Annotated in this window: 15 protein-coding genes; 11 read left to right on the forward strand and 4 right to left on the reverse strand. The window is 66.7% G+C overall.

Features of this window, described 5'->3' with window-relative positions; translation table 11 throughout:
- The 8 genes from SD72_RS15985 to SD72_RS16020 all read left to right on the forward strand — a co-directional run.
- The coding region (locus SD72_RS15985) for an aldehyde dehydrogenase family protein (protein ID WP_042545468.1) at nt 1-531 on the forward strand (531 nt) is incomplete at its 5' end.
- Nucleotides 532-563: 32 nt separating this feature from the next.
- The gene (locus SD72_RS15990) at nt 564-1,955 is read left to right on the forward strand and encodes an aspartate aminotransferase family protein (protein ID WP_157000645.1); all 1,392 of its coding nucleotides are present in this window, start codon (nt 564-566) and stop codon (nt 1,953-1,955) included.
- 138 nt (nt 1,956-2,093) lie between these two features.
- Nucleotides 2,094-2,405: a DUF2853 family protein gene (locus SD72_RS15995; RefSeq protein ID WP_042545470.1), complete on the forward strand. Its 312-nt coding sequence runs from the start codon at nt 2,094-2,096 to the stop codon at nt 2,403-2,405.
- A gap of 158 nt (nt 2,406-2,563) precedes the next feature.
- Nucleotides 2,564-3,481 (forward strand): AEC family transporter, encoded by a 918-nt coding sequence (locus tag SD72_RS16000; protein WP_042545471.1) that lies wholly within the window; start codon nt 2,564-2,566, stop codon nt 3,479-3,481.
- Nucleotides 3,482-3,630: 149 nt separating this feature from the next.
- Nucleotides 3,631-4,233, forward strand: coding sequence for a TetR/AcrR family transcriptional regulator (locus tag SD72_RS17170; protein ID WP_052492770.1), 603 nt, complete (start codon nt 3,631-3,633; stop codon nt 4,231-4,233).
- Nucleotides 4,230-5,687, forward strand: coding sequence for a cytosine permease (locus SD72_RS16010; RefSeq protein WP_084767289.1), 1,458 nt, complete (start codon nt 4,230-4,232; stop codon nt 5,685-5,687). Before SD72_RS17170 ends, SD72_RS16010 begins: the two co-directional genes overlap by 4 nt.
- Nucleotides 5,684-6,808, forward strand: coding sequence for a DUF917 domain-containing protein (locus SD72_RS16015; protein WP_042545472.1), 1,125 nt, complete (start codon nt 5,684-5,686; stop codon nt 6,806-6,808). The genes SD72_RS16010 and SD72_RS16015 overlap by 4 nt, the downstream gene beginning before the upstream one ends.
- On the forward strand, nt 6,805-8,358 hold the full coding sequence (locus SD72_RS16020; protein WP_042545473.1) for a hydantoinase/oxoprolinase N-terminal domain-containing protein: 1,554 nt from the start codon (nt 6,805-6,807) through the stop codon (nt 8,356-8,358). The genes SD72_RS16015 and SD72_RS16020 overlap by 4 nt, the downstream gene beginning before the upstream one ends.
- A 34-nt stretch (nt 8,359-8,392) precedes the next feature.
- On the opposite strand, the gene SD72_RS16025 is transcribed toward SD72_RS16020, so the two are convergent.
- Nucleotides 8,393-9,271: a sulfurtransferase gene (locus SD72_RS16025; protein ID WP_042545481.1), complete on the reverse strand. Its 879-nt coding sequence runs from the start codon at nt 9,269-9,271 to the stop codon at nt 8,393-8,395.
- Between the two features lie 89 nt (nt 9,272-9,360).
- On the opposite strand from SD72_RS16025, the gene SD72_RS16030 reads away from it, so the two are divergent.
- The 3 genes from SD72_RS16030 to SD72_RS16040 all read left to right on the forward strand — a co-directional run bounded on the left by SD72_RS16030 (nt 9,361) and on the right by SD72_RS16040 (nt 11,683).
- Complete coding sequence (locus SD72_RS16030) at nt 9,361-9,813, forward strand: MarR family winged helix-turn-helix transcriptional regulator (protein WP_042545474.1); 453 nt, start codon at nt 9,361-9,363, stop codon at nt 9,811-9,813.
- 100 nt (nt 9,814-9,913) lie between these two features.
- Nucleotides 9,914-11,086 (forward strand): MFS transporter, encoded by a 1,173-nt coding sequence (locus SD72_RS16035; RefSeq protein ID WP_084767290.1) that lies wholly within the window; start codon nt 9,914-9,916, stop codon nt 11,084-11,086.
- A gap of 30 nt (nt 11,087-11,116) precedes the next feature.
- On the forward strand, nt 11,117-11,683 hold the full coding sequence (locus tag SD72_RS16040) for a TetR/AcrR family transcriptional regulator (protein ID WP_042545475.1): 567 nt from the start codon (nt 11,117-11,119) through the stop codon (nt 11,681-11,683).
- Between the two features lie 32 nt (nt 11,684-11,715).
- On the opposite strand, the gene SD72_RS16045 is transcribed toward SD72_RS16040, so the two are convergent.
- The 3 genes from SD72_RS16045 to SD72_RS16055 form a co-directional block, all read right to left on the reverse strand.
- A complete protein-coding gene (locus SD72_RS16045) occupies nt 11,716-12,378 on the reverse strand; it encodes a CE1759 family FMN reductase (RefSeq protein ID WP_042545476.1) in 663 nt (220 codons plus the stop codon).
- A gap of 79 nt (nt 12,379-12,457) precedes the next feature.
- A complete protein-coding gene (locus tag SD72_RS16050) occupies nt 12,458-12,904 on the reverse strand; it encodes a MarR family winged helix-turn-helix transcriptional regulator (protein WP_042545477.1) in 447 nt (148 codons plus the stop codon).
- Nucleotides 12,905-13,097: 193 nt separating this feature from the next.
- Nucleotides 13,098-14,282, reverse strand: a complete 1,185-nt coding sequence (locus tag SD72_RS16055; RefSeq protein ID WP_042545478.1) for a CE1758 family FMN-dependent luciferase-like monooxygenase — start codon at nt 14,280-14,282, stop codon at nt 13,098-13,100.
- Between the last annotated feature and the right edge of the window lie 244 nt (nt 14,283-14,526).

Genomic DNA, 14,526 nt, shown 5'->3' on the forward strand with positions numbered 1-14,526 from the left:
ATGGGCCCGCTCATCACGCAGGATGCGAAGGATCGCGTCGAGTCCTACGTCGCGGGAGCCGCAGCGGAGGGTGCAACGGTCGTCGTTGATGGGCGTGAGGCAGAGTTCGCGGGCGGCGGCTTCTTCACGGGTGTCTCGCTCATCGATCACGTGCAGACGAGCAGCAAGGTGTACCGTGACGAGATCTTCGGGCCTGTGCTCGCGGTTGTCCGCGTCGACAGCTACGAGGATGGGCTGCAGCTCATCAACGACCACCAGTTCGGTAACGGCACCGCGATCTTTACCCGCGACGGTGGCGTCGCGCGCCAGTTCGAGTTCGAGGTTGAGGCCGGAATGGTCGGCATCAACGTGCCGATCCCGGTGCCCGTCGGTTCGTTCTCCTTTGGTGGGTGGAAGGATTCGCTGTTTGGTGATTCCCACATTTACGGCCCGGAGTCGATCCACTTCTACACCCGCTCGAAGGTCGTGACGACCCGCTGGCCGAACGCTGAGCCGTCGAAGGTTGACCTCGGCTTCCCCAGCAACAGCTAACCTCACTGCAAGAGCAAAGGAGCATTACGAACATGGCTGACTACATCGACCTCAACGGTGCCGAGCAGAGCTTCGGCGACACCGACGCCCAGCGCGAGGTGCGCCAGAACGACCGCGGCTACGTCTTCCACTCGTGGTCGGCGCAGGGCGCGATCAACCCGCTGCCGATCGCCAAGGGCGAGGGTGCAACCTTCTGGGACTACGACGGCAACGAGTTTCTCGACTTCTCGTCGCAGCTCGTGAACCTGAACCTCGGGCACCAGCACCCCGGCCTCGTGAAGGCGATCCAGGAGCAGGCCGGCCGGCTCGCGACGATCCAGCCCGCGATGGCGAATGACGTGCGCGGCGAGCTCGCCAAGCGCATCGTCGAGCACTCCTTCGAGGGTGCCCGCTCGGTGTTCTTCACGAACGGCGGCGCCGAGGCGATCGAGTACGCGGTGCGCCTCGCGCGGCAGTCGAGCGGGAAGCGCAAGATCCTCTCGCGCTACCGCTCGTACCACGGGTCGACCGGCACCGCGATCACCATGACCGGTGAACCGCGTCGCTGGGCGAACGACGTCATCGACGGCGAGGTCGTGCACTTCTTCGGACCCTTCGTCTACCGCAGCGCCTTCTGGGCGACCACGCCGGAGGAAGAGACCGAGCGGGCGCTCGCGCACCTCGAGCAGCAGATTCAGCTCGAGGGTGCGAGCACGATCGCTGCGATCGTGCTCGAGACCGTCACCGGCACCAACGGTGTGCTCGTGCCGCCGCCCGGCTACCTGCCTGGCGTCCGGGCGCTGTGCGACAAGTACGGGATCCTCCTCATCTGTGACGAGGTCATGGTCGGCTTCGGCCGCACCGGCGAGTGGTTCGCCTACCAGGCGTTCGACGTGAAGCCCGACCTCGTGACCTTCGCGAAGGGTGTCAACTCGGGGTACGTACCGCTCGGCGGTGTCGTGATCAGCGAGGAGATCCACAACGCATTCGTGGATCGCCCGTTCCCAGGCGGGCTCACCTACTCGGGTCACCCGCTCGCGTGCGCCGCCGGCGTTGCCACCTTCGACATCTTCGAAGCAGAGGGCATCCTCGAGCGCGTCCGCGACCTCGGCGCGCGCGTCGTCGAGCCGCGGCTGCGCGAGTTCGCTGAAAAGCACAAATCGGTCGGCGAGTACCGCGGCACCGGGCTGTTCTGGGCGCTCGAGCTCGTCGTGGATCGGGAGACCCACGAGCCGCTCGTGCCGTTCAACGCCGCGGGCGAGGCAGCAGCTCCGTTCAACGCGGTCGTCGCCGCGTGCAAGGCCGCGGGCCTCTGGCCGTTTGCCGCAGGCAACCGGCTGCAGATTGCGCCGCCGCTCGTCATCAGCGAGGAGGACCTCGTGCGGGGCCTCGACATCATTGATGCGGCTCTGGACGTCGCGGATAGCTACTACACCGGTAGTTAATTCAGGTGTTGGAGGGGCTCGGTTTTCAGAAACCGGGCCCCTCTTGCGTTCGCCTCTGTATCTTTTCCGTGAGCCGCGCAAGAATGGGACAGGAACCCCAAAGACGGGGTATAGCTTTCCAGGGAAGGATTCGTTCTTATGAGCGCTCTCGAAGACATTCAGAAGTATGCCCCGAACGCGAGCGACGCCGTCGTCGCCGAAATGGAGAAGACCTACGCGCTCGCGCTCACCAACGCTGATGCGCGCCTCGTCTCATACAGCGACCCGGCCGAACTCGCACGCGTACGCGAGAGCTTCGTCAAGGGCAAGCTCGGCGTCGCTGCGTCCGATGCCGCGATCGACGAGGCGATCGCCGCCGTCGGCGACCAGGTGCCAGGTCACAAGCAGCGACTCACGGTCTACTACCTGCTTGCCGCGCACTACGGCAAGCTCGGCGTCTTCGGCGGCTAACCAGCGCCCGACAGTGGCGGCAGGCGCAACGACGCACCTGCCGCTGCTGTGCTGCCGACCGCGGTACGCCGCACCCCTCGGATGCCGAAGCTCCGCTTTTTCGCAGCCTGGCTGCGGGAGTAAACTGGCCGGAGAACGCTCACCCGAGAGAGGCAAAGTTGCTTGACGCGCTGACTGGCTTCGTCGTCGTCGGGTTCGCCATCTTCATCGGCTGGATACTCGGACGCACCGGCGCCCTCGACGCGCACGCCCGCGGCGTGCTCAGCACGCTCGTGTTCTGGGTGCTGTCTCCTGCCCTGCTCTTCACCGTGCTGGCCCAGGCAGAGGTCAGCGTGCTGTTCTCCTCGTTGCTCCCGGTGTCTGCCTCGGCAGCGCTCGCGGTGATTGGCGTCTACGCGGCCGTGGCGAGGTTCATCTGGCGCAGGCCGGCAGGCGAAGCCCTCATTGGGGCGCTCGCTGCCGGTCAGGTGAACGCGAACAACATTGGTATTCCGCTCTCCCTCTATATTCTCGGGAGCGCGGCCTATCCGGCGCCAGTCGTGCTGTTCCAGCTGCTCGTGCTCACCCCCGTGACGCTGTCCATCCTCGAGGTCACCGCCGGAGGCCCCTTCCGCTTATCCTCTATCGGGCGCGCACTTACCAATCCCATCATTATTGGTTCGGCGCTCGGCGTAGCGGTCTCAGCGAGCGGGATCACGCTCCCCACGATGGTCTTTGCGCCGATCGAACTCATCGCCAACGCCTGCGTCCCGGTGCTCCTCATCAGCTTTGGGGTCTCGCTGCACGGGCAACGCGTGCTGAGTGAGGCGGGGAGCAGGGCCGAGGTGTTCCTCGCGAGTGGGCTGAAACTCCTCGTGATGCCGGCGCTTGCGTGGCTTGCCGCGACGTACGTCTTTGGTCTCGATAGCGCGGAAGTGCTCATCGTTGTGGTGCTCGCGGCGCTGCCCTCGGCCCAAAACGTCTTTAATTATGCGCAGCACTTTGGGGTCGGTGAGGTCGTGGCACGCGACACCGTATTCATCACCACCGTCGGGTGTATCCCCATCCTGTTCCTCGCGACAGTGCTGCTCGGATAGCGTCGGGTGCTGCCGCGACGGCGTTGCGCGGGCGCGGTGCGCGCGTGGCGTACCCCTGGGTGGTGCGCGGATCTCGCCAAACACGTGGGTTGACGCACCCAAGAACATCGCCGTAGGATCCACCTAACAACCATTAGTTAGGTACGGTCATGACGCGCACACGCATCCTGCAGGCAGCTCTGCAGCGCTTCTCGAGTGGCGACTACTCCGAGACGTCACTCAAAGACATCGCGGGTGACGTCGGCATCAAGGCCCCGTCGATCTACGCGCACTTCGCGAACAAGGAGCAGCTCTACACCGAGGTGTACGAGCGCTCGATCGCAGATCACAGCGAGTTCTTTCGAGCGCGCATCGCAGAGGTCGCGCACCGGGAACCGATCGAGCGGCTGCGCCACATCCTCCTCGGGGTACCCGACTTCTACCGGGACCGGCCCGAGCTTTTCGAACTTCACCTGCGCACTGCCCTCAGCCACAACCTGGCGAGGGAGCGTGGCATGGCCGAGGCGTTTCAGGTGTGGGACACCGAGCTATCGGCCGCCGTCAGCGAGGCATACCTTGCTGGTGTCGCGACGGGGCAGCTCACCAGCGTGCCACCCGAGGCCTTCACGTCCCACTTCCTCGCGCTCATGGACGGAATCTTCCTCCAGAAGGCCTACTACCCGCCAGCAGTGTACGAAGTACACGCCACCCAGACGTGGGAGGTGCTGGAACGCTTCCTCACTCCAGCAGCCGCCCAGGAGACCACCTCATGACCGACACGACAGCATCCGCCGCGGCTCACAGCGCCACGGACAAGCGGAGACCGGCGCCCTCAGACTACGAACGGGAAACCGTTCCCGCGAGCGAGCGCAAACACTGGATCCCCATCGCAGGCATCTGGATCGCCATCGGCATCGACCTCTCCGGCACCATCATGGGCGTGCAGCTCGGAAACGGACTGCCGTTTAACGAGGCGCTGACCGCCACGATCCTCGGCTCCGTACTCCTCGGACTGCTCGCGATGGCGTGCACCTACGTCGGCGCCGCAACCGGTCTCACAAGCGCGATGCTCTCGCGTGCCGTTTTCGGAAGCATCGGCGGCAGGGTTATTGCGATCGCCATGGCGATCTCATCGCTCGGCTGGTTTGGCGTGCAGACGGGATTCTTTGCCGACAACGCTCGCATCGCCGTCGACGAGCTGTTTGGGGCCGACGTTCCCGTTCATGTGTTCACCGTCATCGGCGGCGTGCTCATGATCCTCACCGCGCTCTGGGGTTACCGCTCGATCCAGCGGCTGAGCTCCTGGGCGGTGCCGCTGCTCATCGCGCTGCTGCTGCTCGCCGTCGTGCTTGCGTTCGTGAAGTTCGGCACGGGCGAGCTGCTCGCTGAGGTTCCCGCCCAGTTCTCCTTCGGCGGAGCTGTGTCGCTCGTCATGGGGATCTTCGTGTTCGGTGTAATCGTGTCGCCCGACATTGCTCGCTGGGCACGCACGCCGAAGCAGGCAATGGCCGCAGGCTTCATCGGGTTCTTCGTCGGGAACTCGCTCATCGTCATCGTCGCGCTTGTACTGTCGCGGGTGATGGGCGTGGAAGACCTCATGCGGATGTTCTTCATGCTCGGCCTCGGCGCACTCGCGCTCATCGTGCTCACCCTCGCCCAGTGGACAACGAACACGAACAACCTCTACTCGGCAGCACTCAACCTCTCCGTCGTGTTCACCCGTGTGAGCCGGCGGACACTCACGCTCATCGGCGGAGCCGTAGCCATCGGCGCAGCGCTCATCGGGATCTACGGCGCATTCATCCCCTTCATCTCCCTCATGGGCACGTTCATTGCGCCCTACGGTGGCGTGTATCTCGCCGAGTACTTCACCAGGAAGCGCAGCAGGCTTCGCCTCGGGAGCACCCAGACCCCCGCCGTTGACGGCTGGGCCTTCGTCTCGTGGGCTGTTGGCGGCGCGGTTGGCATCGCCACGACGCAGCCAGGCGACGGGCTGGGCGTCGGCCTGATCACCCTCACCACGATTCCCGCGCTCGACGCGATCCTTGCCGCGTTCCTCACCCACGCCATCATCGGATTCGTTCGCCGCGGATCAGCGCAGGCCGCTCCCGTCACGCAGCCGACAGCGCAGCAGCAGCAGCGGCCGGCGGTGGTCACCGAGACGGGGGAACCGAACACGGCGGCCTTCTTCCGCCCCGCCCCCGGAGCACTGGGCGGTGCACAGTGACGCACTCCCAGCTCACGACCATCACCGAGGCGGATATCGACGACATCGCGATCGGGGCGGCCGTACTCGGAACCGGCGGCGGAGGCGATCCACACGTCGGCTCGCTCCACGCGAAGCGCGCGATTCGACTGCACGGAGACGTGCGTGTGCTGCAGGTTGCCGACCTCGACCCGGAAGGGCTCGTCGTTCCTATCGGAATGATCGGCGCCCCGTCGGTCTCGATTGAACGCATCGCGGGAGACGCGGAGATCGGGCGAGCCCTCGACCTGCTCGAGCAGGCGACGGGTCGCACCGTGGCGGCGATCATGCCGATCGAGATTGGCGGAGGCAACTCGCTCATTCCGATCGCCGCGGCTGCGGAGCGTGGCCTCCCCATCGTCGACGGTGATGCGATGGGGCGGGCCTTCCCCGAAGCGCAGATGGTGACGTTTCACCTCGCAGGCTACGGGCCGGGGGCGACCGTGCTCGTCGACGCGCAGGGCAACGCCGTGCTCTCGTACCCGGTGAACGGTGCGTGGTCGGAGCGGCTGGCCCGCGTGCTCACCTTCGAGATGGGTGGATCGGCGACGATGATCGACTACGCGTACCCTGGCGCAGTCGTGCAGGAGTGTGCGATCCCAGGAACGCTTACGATGGCGCGGGAGATTGGCGGCATGCTGCGTAGCCAGGCGCTGCGAGACGACGAGCGGATCGACGCGATGCTTGCGCGCCTCGGCGGGTTCAGGCTGTTCGACGGCAAGGTCACCGAGATCGAACGCGTCGTTGACGGTGGCTTCACCCGCGGCAGGGCGGAACTCGCTGGGACCGGGGTGGATCGCGGCTCACGCTTCGAGCTGTCCTTCCAGAACGAGATGCTGCTTGCGACCCGCGACGGGGAAGTCGCTGCGGTCACCCCAGACCTCATCGCCGTGCTCGATCAGGCGACGGGGCACCCCATCACCACCGAGACGCTGCGCTACGGCGCACGGGTCACGGTGGTGGCGTTTCCGTGCCACCCGCAGTGGCGCACGGAGCGCGGCATCGAAACGGCAGGGCCGGCGTACTTTGGTTATGACGTGCCGTTCACCCCGGTCGAGGCGCTCGCCGCCGAAGCCGCACCTCGGATGGAGAAGGCCGCGTGAGCTACCGCATTGGAATTGATGTCGGCGGAACGAACACCGACGCGATCGTCCTCGACGCGGAGCGCCGTGTCATCGCCTCGATCAAGACCCCGACGCAAACACGCTCGGGAGATGGTGTCGCCGAGGCGATCGACCGCGTCCTCGAGGCCGCGGCGATCCCACCCGCCGAGGTGCGGGCGGCGATGCTCGGAACGACACACTGCACGAACGCGATCGTTGAGCGGCGCGGGCTCGGCCGCGTCGGCGTGATCCGCCTCGGTGGGCCTGCGACCACGGCAGTGCCCCCCTTCGAAGGGTGGCCAAGCGATTTGCGCGCGGCCGTCGCCGGCCCAGCCCACGTCGTCGCTGGAGGCAACGAATTCAACGGCCGCGAGATCAGCGCACTCGACGAGCAGGCGGTGCGGCAGGCTGCCGAGAGCATGCGCGGCATCGTCGATGCCGTCGCGGTCGTCGGAGTGTTCTCGCCGGTAGCTGACGCGCACGAGCTGCGGGCGGCAGAAATCGCAGAGCAGGTGCTCGGTGTTCCGGTCTCCCGATCCGTCGAAATCGGCTCCATCGGATTGCTCGAGCGCGAGAACGCAACGATTCTCAACGCAGCGCTCATCCGCACGCTCGGCGACATGGCCGAGGGGTTCGCGCGGTCGCTCACCGAGCACGGAATCGATGCCGACATCTACTTCGGGCAAAATGACGGCACGCTCATGCGGCTCGACTTCGCGCTGCGCTACCCGGTATTCACGATCGGCTGTGGCCCAACGAACTCGATCCGCGGCGCCTCGCACCTCAGCGGGGTGAGGGACGCGCTCGTCGTCGATATCGGGGGCACAACGACCGATATCGGTGTGCTCGTCGACGGTTTCCCGCGCCAGTCATCGCACGCGGCGGATATCGGCGGGATCCGCACGAACTTCCGCATGCCAGATGTGTTGTCCGTCGGGCTCGGCGGCGGCACCGTCGTCCGTGGGGGAGGTGCTGGTGCTGCAGCTGGCCCAGTCGTGCTCGGCCCGGACAGCGTCGGGTACCGGATCTCGACCGAGGCCATCGCGTTCGGCGGCACAACACTCACCGCAACCGATATCGCTATGGCGGTCGGTCGACTCGAGATCCCGGGGCGCGAGGCTCCCGGGCTCGATGGCGCGCTCGTCACTGCGGCAGACCAGGCCATCCGTGAGCTCATCGAGGACGCGATCGACCAGATGAAGCCGAGCGCAGCTCCCGTGCCCATCGTGCTCGTCGGCGGCGGCGCGCGCATCTCCCCGGAGGCGCTGGCGGGCGTGTCCGAAGTGATCCGCCCCGAACACTCAGGGGCGGCGAATGCGGTTGGCGCCGCGCTCGGTGACGTTGCCGGGCAGGCGGAGCAGGTCTTCTCGCTGCGTGAGACGGCGCGGCAAGACGCCGTTTCCCTTGTCAGGCGTGAGGCGATTGATCGCGCAGTCGAGGCGGGCGCAGACCCCGAGACGGTGGAGGTGCTCACACTCGAGGAGCTCCCCGTCGCCTACATGGAAGACACGGTCATTGTGCGTGCGCGGGCGGCAGGCAGGCTCGCGTAGGCGCGTGCGGGGAGGCGCGCCAACGCTTCGAGAGCTAGGGCGCGTCTCCCGTTGCGACGGGAAGCTCGGGATGGTTCGACCACTGCGACCATGAGCCGGGAAACAGCGTGCCCTCCCCGCCAGCGAGGGCAAACGCGAAGAGGGCGTGACTCGCGGTGATTCCCGAACCGCAGTAGAAGCCAACATGCTTTCCCGCTGCGGTTGCCTCAGCGAACCGCGCCCGAAGGGCGGCCTCGGGCAGAAAATAGCCGCGCGCATCGACGTTCCCAGCCGTGGGCAGATTTTTCGCCCACGGGATGTGCCCTGCGACGGGGTCCATCGGCTCCGTTGCGCCCGTAAATCGCTCTGGCGCGCGGGCATCGATCAACACGTGGTCGCGGGCGAAGCGCCCGACGTCGTCCAGATCGAGCGTCGGTGAGTGGCCTGGCAGGAGGGTGACGGACCCTGGGTCAAGGCTTGGCTCCGTCTGCTCGAGCGGGAAGCCGGCGTCGACCCACGCGGGAAGCGCGCCATCGAGAAGCCTTACCCGTGTGAAGCCGGCGTCTCGGAGCACCCACCACAGTCGGGCGGATGCCATGTTTCCCCCGCCGTCGTATGCGACCACGGTGTCTTCCGGGTGCAACCCCCAGCGCCGTGCAGAGTGCGTGAGCGCCTCGCCTCCCGGGAGCGGGTGCCTGCCAAGCGACGCGTGACCGTGGTCGGATAGCTCCGATTCGAGATCAACGTAAATCGCGCTCGGGATGTGACCCGCGAGGTACTCGCGATGCCCTGCGGGCTGCGCGAGCGTCCACCGAACATCAAGGACACGCGTGCGGGGCCCGTCGGGGTTGCGCGCCTCCGCTTCGAGGAGTGCGTGCAGTTCGTCGGCGCGAATGAGGAGGCCGGGATCCGGTGCATCGTTGCGTTCGCTCATAGTGCGATGGTACGCGACGGCGCTTGGGGTGAGCACAAATTCCCGCGCGCGATGCATAGTAGTGCTATGTAGTTTGGTATGCTGGCGGCATGAGCGGCAAGCAGCAGGTTTCCCCACCAGCGGGCGGCGCGGGCGAACTCGCGCTCGAACTCGTGCGATCCGCGGCACGGTTGACGCGGGCGGCGAGCAAGATTCCCGGAGTGACGTACTCATCGATCGCATGGCGGGTGCTCTCCGACCTGGAGCGAGACGGGCAGGCGCGGGTCACCGACCTCGCGACCGCGCAGCGCGTGGCGCAACCAACAATGACCACCCTGCTCCAACGCCTCGGGGGAGAGGGGTGGGTGAGCCGGATCCCTGACCCAGCAGACGGGAGGGCATCTCTTGTTGGGATCACGGACGAAGGCGCGCGCGCCCTCGCAGCGTACCGAGCGGGGGCTGCGGAGCTCATCGCCCCGCAACTCGCCACCCTCAGCGAAGCGGACACCAACGCCCTCGCCCGCGCGGCAGCCCTCATGCACCGAATCGCCGACGCCATCTAACCCCGAACCCAACACTCAACACGCACCGAACAAAGGAACCCAGACGAACACCTCCAAGCCCCAGCCCTCGATCTTCCGGCAGCCAACGGCAGTCTGGGCCATCGCATTCGCCTGTGCAATATCCTTCATGGGTATCGGGCTCGTCGACCCGATCCTCACGAAGATCAGTGCCGAGCTCGACGCGACACCGAGCGAGACGATGCTGCTCTTCACGAGCTACCTCTTCGTGACGGGGATCGCGATGTTCTTCACCAGCTGGGTATCCGGGCGTATCGGAGTGAAACGCACACTCATCGCCGGCCTGGTACTCATCGTCGTCTTTGCGGGACTCGCCGGGTTGGCAGGCTCGGTGGACACCATCATTGGGCTCCGCGCCGGGTGGGGGCTCGGCAACGCCCTGTTCATCTCGACGGCGCTCGCCGCAATCGTCGGTGCAGCGAGCGGCGGCGCGAGACAGGCGGTCGTGCTCTACGAGGCGGCCCTCGGCATTGGCATGGCCGTCGGCCCACTCGTCGGAGGCATGCTCGGGGAGCTCTCCTGGCGGGGGCCATTCTTCGGCACCTCAGCGCTCATGGCAATCGCGCTCGTCGCGATCCTCGCCCTGTTGCGCACCCCACAGCTTTCCCCCGCGGAGCTGGCAGCCGCACGCGCACAGCGGCCAGGAGCATTCGCGAGCTTCCGCGCCCTCAGGCACCCGTCGCTGCGGGCGCTCGCGCTCGTCGCCGTCTGCTACAACTTTGGCTTCTTCACGCTCCTCGCATACAGCCCGTACCCCATAGAGGCGGCCGCGAACGCAGCCGGGAAACACTTCGGCGCCCACGAACTCGGACTCGTGTTCTTCGGGTGGGGGCTCGCGCTCGCCGTGACCTCCGTTGTAGTTGCGCCCATCCTTACGCGCCGTTTCGGGCTGCGCCCGGTACTGTTCACCATGCTGCTTTTGTGCGCCGCAAGCCTCGCCGCGCTCGCGTGCTTCGTGACGGAACTCTCGGCGCTCATCGCGATCGTCGTCGTCAGCGGGCTGTTCCTCGGCGTGATGAACACCGCGCTCACCGAAGCGGTGATGGAGGCGACCGAACTGCCGCGGAGTGTCGCATCGTCTACCTACTCCGGCGTGCGCTTTATCGGTGGCGCAATCGCGCCAGCAGTCGCCGGGCCGCTTGCGGCGACGGCGGGAGCTGCCGCACCGTACTGGCTCGGTGTCGGAGCCGTGCTCGCCGCGGTGCTCGTGCTGCTCGGCACTGGCCGCCACCTCGCGCACATCGGGAAGCACTGAGGCGCCAGGCATGTGCGAGAGGATAGAGCCATGGCTCGCGTGAACACCCGACAACTCATCACCGACGCGGCGGTCCGCGTCGCGGCCAGGCACGGCATCAGCGGTGCCTCAATGGACGAGATCGCGGTAGAAGCGGGCGTCGCCAAAGGCAGCCTCTACTACAACTTTGCTTCGAAAGACGCGATCTTCGAGCGGGTCATGCGGGACGGTTTTGAGCGCTTGGGCACGGTCCTCAGCGAGGCAAGGCAGGGGGAAGCGCCCGGCGCCGTGCGTGCCGTTGCCTGGGCGACGCTCCGAGCGCTGCGCACAAACCCCGACCTCGCACGCATTATGGCCGCCGAAGTGTTCCGCACCGATCGCCCATGGCACGAAGCCCTCGAACTGGCCAGGGGTTCCGTTGTCGTGCAGTACCGAGACGTGCTCCGTGAGGCGCGTGTGGCGCGCGGTGCGACCGCTGCCGACGCCGAGCAGATTACCGAGACAGCCGGGGCTGCCCTCTTCGGGGCGCTCGCTGGCGCGTTCTTGGACTGGCTGCTGTTTCGGCAGGATCAGCCGCTCGAGCTGGTGCTCGACCAGGTGCTGGCGCTCGGGGAGTGACAGGCGCCGGGGCACTCCCCGGCGCCCGCGAGCTACTTCCCGCCGGCCGCGAGCCGCATGAGGTCGGAGTCGAGGTTGATCCCGAGCTCCGTTCCCCCCGCGCTGCCGAACGAGTGCTGGTAGCTATCCCAGCCCTCGCCGCGGGCGTTCTCCCGGAACCCGCCAGCGACGAGTGCGATGAGCTCGTTGGCGGCGCGATCCACACGCTTGCCGAACTCGCCGCTGTTCCAGTCTTCCGGGGAGCTCACGAGCGACGTCGGCGCTGTGACCGTGCGCAGGTAGGCGAAGAAACCGCGGAGCTGGTCGTCGACGACGAGCGAGTGCCGCGGGCTGCCAGCGGTCGCTGCGAGCAGCACCGGGGTGCCGATGAGGAGGTCGTTGTCGAGGGCCTGGAAGAAGGCAGTGAACAGGCCGCTGGCTGCCGCCTTGTAGACGGGCGTCGCGGCAATAATGGCGTCCGCGTCGCGCAGGATCTCGGTGGCGCGCTCGAGCTCAGCGGAGACGAGCTGCGTGGTGAGCGCCGCCATGATGTCGCCGGCGAGCGGTCGGAGATCGATCACGCGTGCCTCCATCTCGATGCCGCGACGCTTCGCCTCGGCGAGGGCCTTGGCCGTCGCTCGATCCGCGAGGAGACGGGTGGTCGAGGGGTCGCTCGTGCCGGCGTTGACGATGACGAGCTGCTTGGTGTCTGCCATGGTGCTGCTTTCTCGAAAGGTCTCTGGGTGAGACAAAGTCTGTGAGGGGAGGCGGAGGAAGCCTGGCGGCGCGGCGCGACTACGCGCTACGTGCCGCGACGAGCTTCTCGTTGAGCCGCTGGAGCTCGCGGAGCTCCTCGGGGGTGAGGGCGCGCATCGCCTGCCCGATGTCACGCCCGTGTGCACGGCCGACCTCGCGCTGCACGCGCGCACCCTCCTCGCTGAGCTCCACGAGTTTGGCTCGGCCATCCTCTGGGTCTGCTTTCCGCACGAGGAGGCCGCGGGAGACCAGGCGATCCACCATGCGCGAGAGGGCGGGTTGGCTGAGCAGCACGTCCTCCTGCAGATCACAGAGACGCATCGCCTCGCCGCGCTTCACGAGCGTGTAGAGCACGTCGTACTCGCGCATGCTCGCCTCGTCCCAGATGGGCCGCGCCCCAAAGTCGCCTGAGAGGCGCGCGTGCGCGGTCATGAGCGACTCCCACGCCTCGATGGCGAGCCGGATGTCGGTTCTGTTGCTGCTCATGTCATGCCCTTCTCGGAGATGAATGTAGTGGTGAATCGGGTGCTGGATCTCATGTTGGGCCCGGTCGTTGACCTGGTGTTGGGCCCGGTGGTCGGCCTAGCGGTTGGCCCGGTGTTTGGCCGGGCTTCGGGTCCCGCCGCGCCCCGCGGGGGCGCCCCCGGTGGGAACCAAGACGGTTCCCACCGGGCACTGCCTAGAGCCCGAACGCTGCGCCGGCGATCGCCGGGCTGTCCTGGTAGGGCGACCCGCCCGTGACGTTGTCGCCACGGTTCGGGTTCGGGCGCGGCTGGCGCGGCTCAGCATCACCGTACTTTGCCTTGATGAGATCAGCGTGTGACGGTGACTCAGGCACCTCGGGGTCGCGCAGCTTGGCGAGCTCGGCGCGCAGCACCGGGAGCACCTCCGAACCGAGCAGATCGAGCTGCTTCAGCACGGTCTCGGTCGGTAGGCCGGCGTGATCCACAAGGAACATCTGGCGCTGGTAGTCGCCGAACGTATCGCGGAACGAGAGCGTCTTGTCGATAATCTCCTGCGGGCTGCCGACGCTCAGCGGCGTCTGGCTGGTGAAGTCCTCCATCGAGGGGCCGTGGCCGTAGACGGGCGCCTCGTTGAAGTAGGGGCGGAACTCGCGCACCGCGTCCTGCGAGTTTTTCGCGACGTACGCCTGGCCGCCGAGGCCGACGATCGCCTGCTTCGCCTTCCCGTGCCCGTAGTGCTCGTAGCGCTGGCGGTAGAAGTTCACGAGGCGCAGCGAGTGTGCCGACGGGGCGAAGATGTGGTTCGAGAAGAAGCCGTCGCCGTGGAAGGCTGCCTGCTCGGCGATCTCCGGCGTGCGGATCGAGCCGTGCCAGACGAAGGGCGGCACATCGTCGAGCGGGCGGGGCGTCGAGGTGAAGCCCTGCAGCGGGGTGCGGAAGTTGCCCTCGTAGTCGACGACGTCCTCGCGCCACAGGCGGTGCAGCAGGTTGTAGTTTTCGAGCGCGAGCGGCAGCGCCGAACGGATGTCCTTGCCGAACCACGGGTAGACGGGCGCCGTGTTGCCGCGGCCGAGCATGAGGTCCATGCGACCGTCGGCGAGGTGCTGCAGCATCGCGTACTCCTCGGCGATGCGCACCGGGTCGTTCGTGGTGATGAGCGTCGTGCTCGTCGAGAGCTTCAGCGTTTTCGTGAGCGCCGCGATGTGCGCGAGGAAGGTCGTGGGGCTCGAGGAGAAGAACGGCGGGTTGTGGTGCTCGCCGATGGCGAAGACGTCGAAGCCCACCTCCTCGGCGTGCGTTGCGATCTTGGCGAGGCCCTTGATGCGGGCTGCCTCGCTTGGGGTGTCTCCGCTCACGGGGTCGCGCGTGACGTCGGAGACGGAGAAGATCCCGAATTCCATTGTGTGCTCCTGGGGTTGTTGCGTGTGGTGCGGTGTGGTGCGGTGTTGTGCACGAGTGTGGGTCGCCGGGGCTTGCCCCGCATCACACATTTACATGCGCTTGCATATAAATATAACCGGAAAGGCTGAGAACTATTCCCGGGCCGTCAAAGACCTCAACTCCTTGTCAGTTTGGGCAGAAAATCGCGTCGATTTCGGCCCCGCCGCGGCCAAAGTGACATGGAGTTGGGGAGAGGGGTCGGGA

The organism is Leucobacter komagatae, assembly GCF_000834055.1.
In the GTDB taxonomy this organism is placed as follows: domain Bacteria; phylum Actinomycetota; class Actinomycetes; order Actinomycetales; family Microbacteriaceae; genus Leucobacter; species Leucobacter komagatae_A.

Bases quoted from the DNA above. Each gene is read 5' to 3' on its own strand.
- SD72_RS16030 (WP_042545474.1), top strand. From the start codon at position 9,361: ATGAGCGGCAAGCAGCAGGTTTCCCCACCAGCGGGCGGCGCGGGCGAA.
- SD72_RS16010 (WP_084767289.1), top strand. From the start codon at position 4,230: ATGACCGACACGACAGCATCCGCCGCGGCTCACAGCGCCACGGACAAG.
- SD72_RS16055 (WP_042545478.1), bottom strand. From the start codon at position 14,282: ATGGAATTCGGGATCTTCTCCGTCTCCGACGTCACGCGCGACCCCGTG.
- SD72_RS15995 (WP_042545470.1), top strand. From the start codon at position 2,094: ATGAGCGCTCTCGAAGACATTCAGAAGTATGCCCCGAACGCGAGCGAC.
- SD72_RS16025 (WP_042545481.1), bottom strand. From the start codon at position 9,271: ATGAGCGAACGCAACGATGCACCGGATCCCGGCCTCCTCATTCGCGCC.
- SD72_RS16045 (WP_042545476.1), bottom strand. From the start codon at position 12,378: ATGGCAGACACCAAGCAGCTCGTCATCGTCAACGCCGGCACGAGCGAC.
- SD72_RS16040 (WP_042545475.1), top strand. From the start codon at position 11,117: ATGGCTCGCGTGAACACCCGACAACTCATCACCGACGCGGCGGTCCGC.
- SD72_RS15990 (WP_157000645.1), top strand. From the start codon at position 564: ATGGCTGACTACATCGACCTCAACGGTGCCGAGCAGAGCTTCGGCGAC.
- SD72_RS16050 (WP_042545477.1), bottom strand. From the start codon at position 12,904: ATGAGCAGCAACAGAACCGACATCCGGCTCGCCATCGAGGCGTGGGAG.
- SD72_RS17170 (WP_052492770.1), top strand. From the start codon at position 3,631: ATGACGCGCACACGCATCCTGCAGGCAGCTCTGCAGCGCTTCTCGAGT.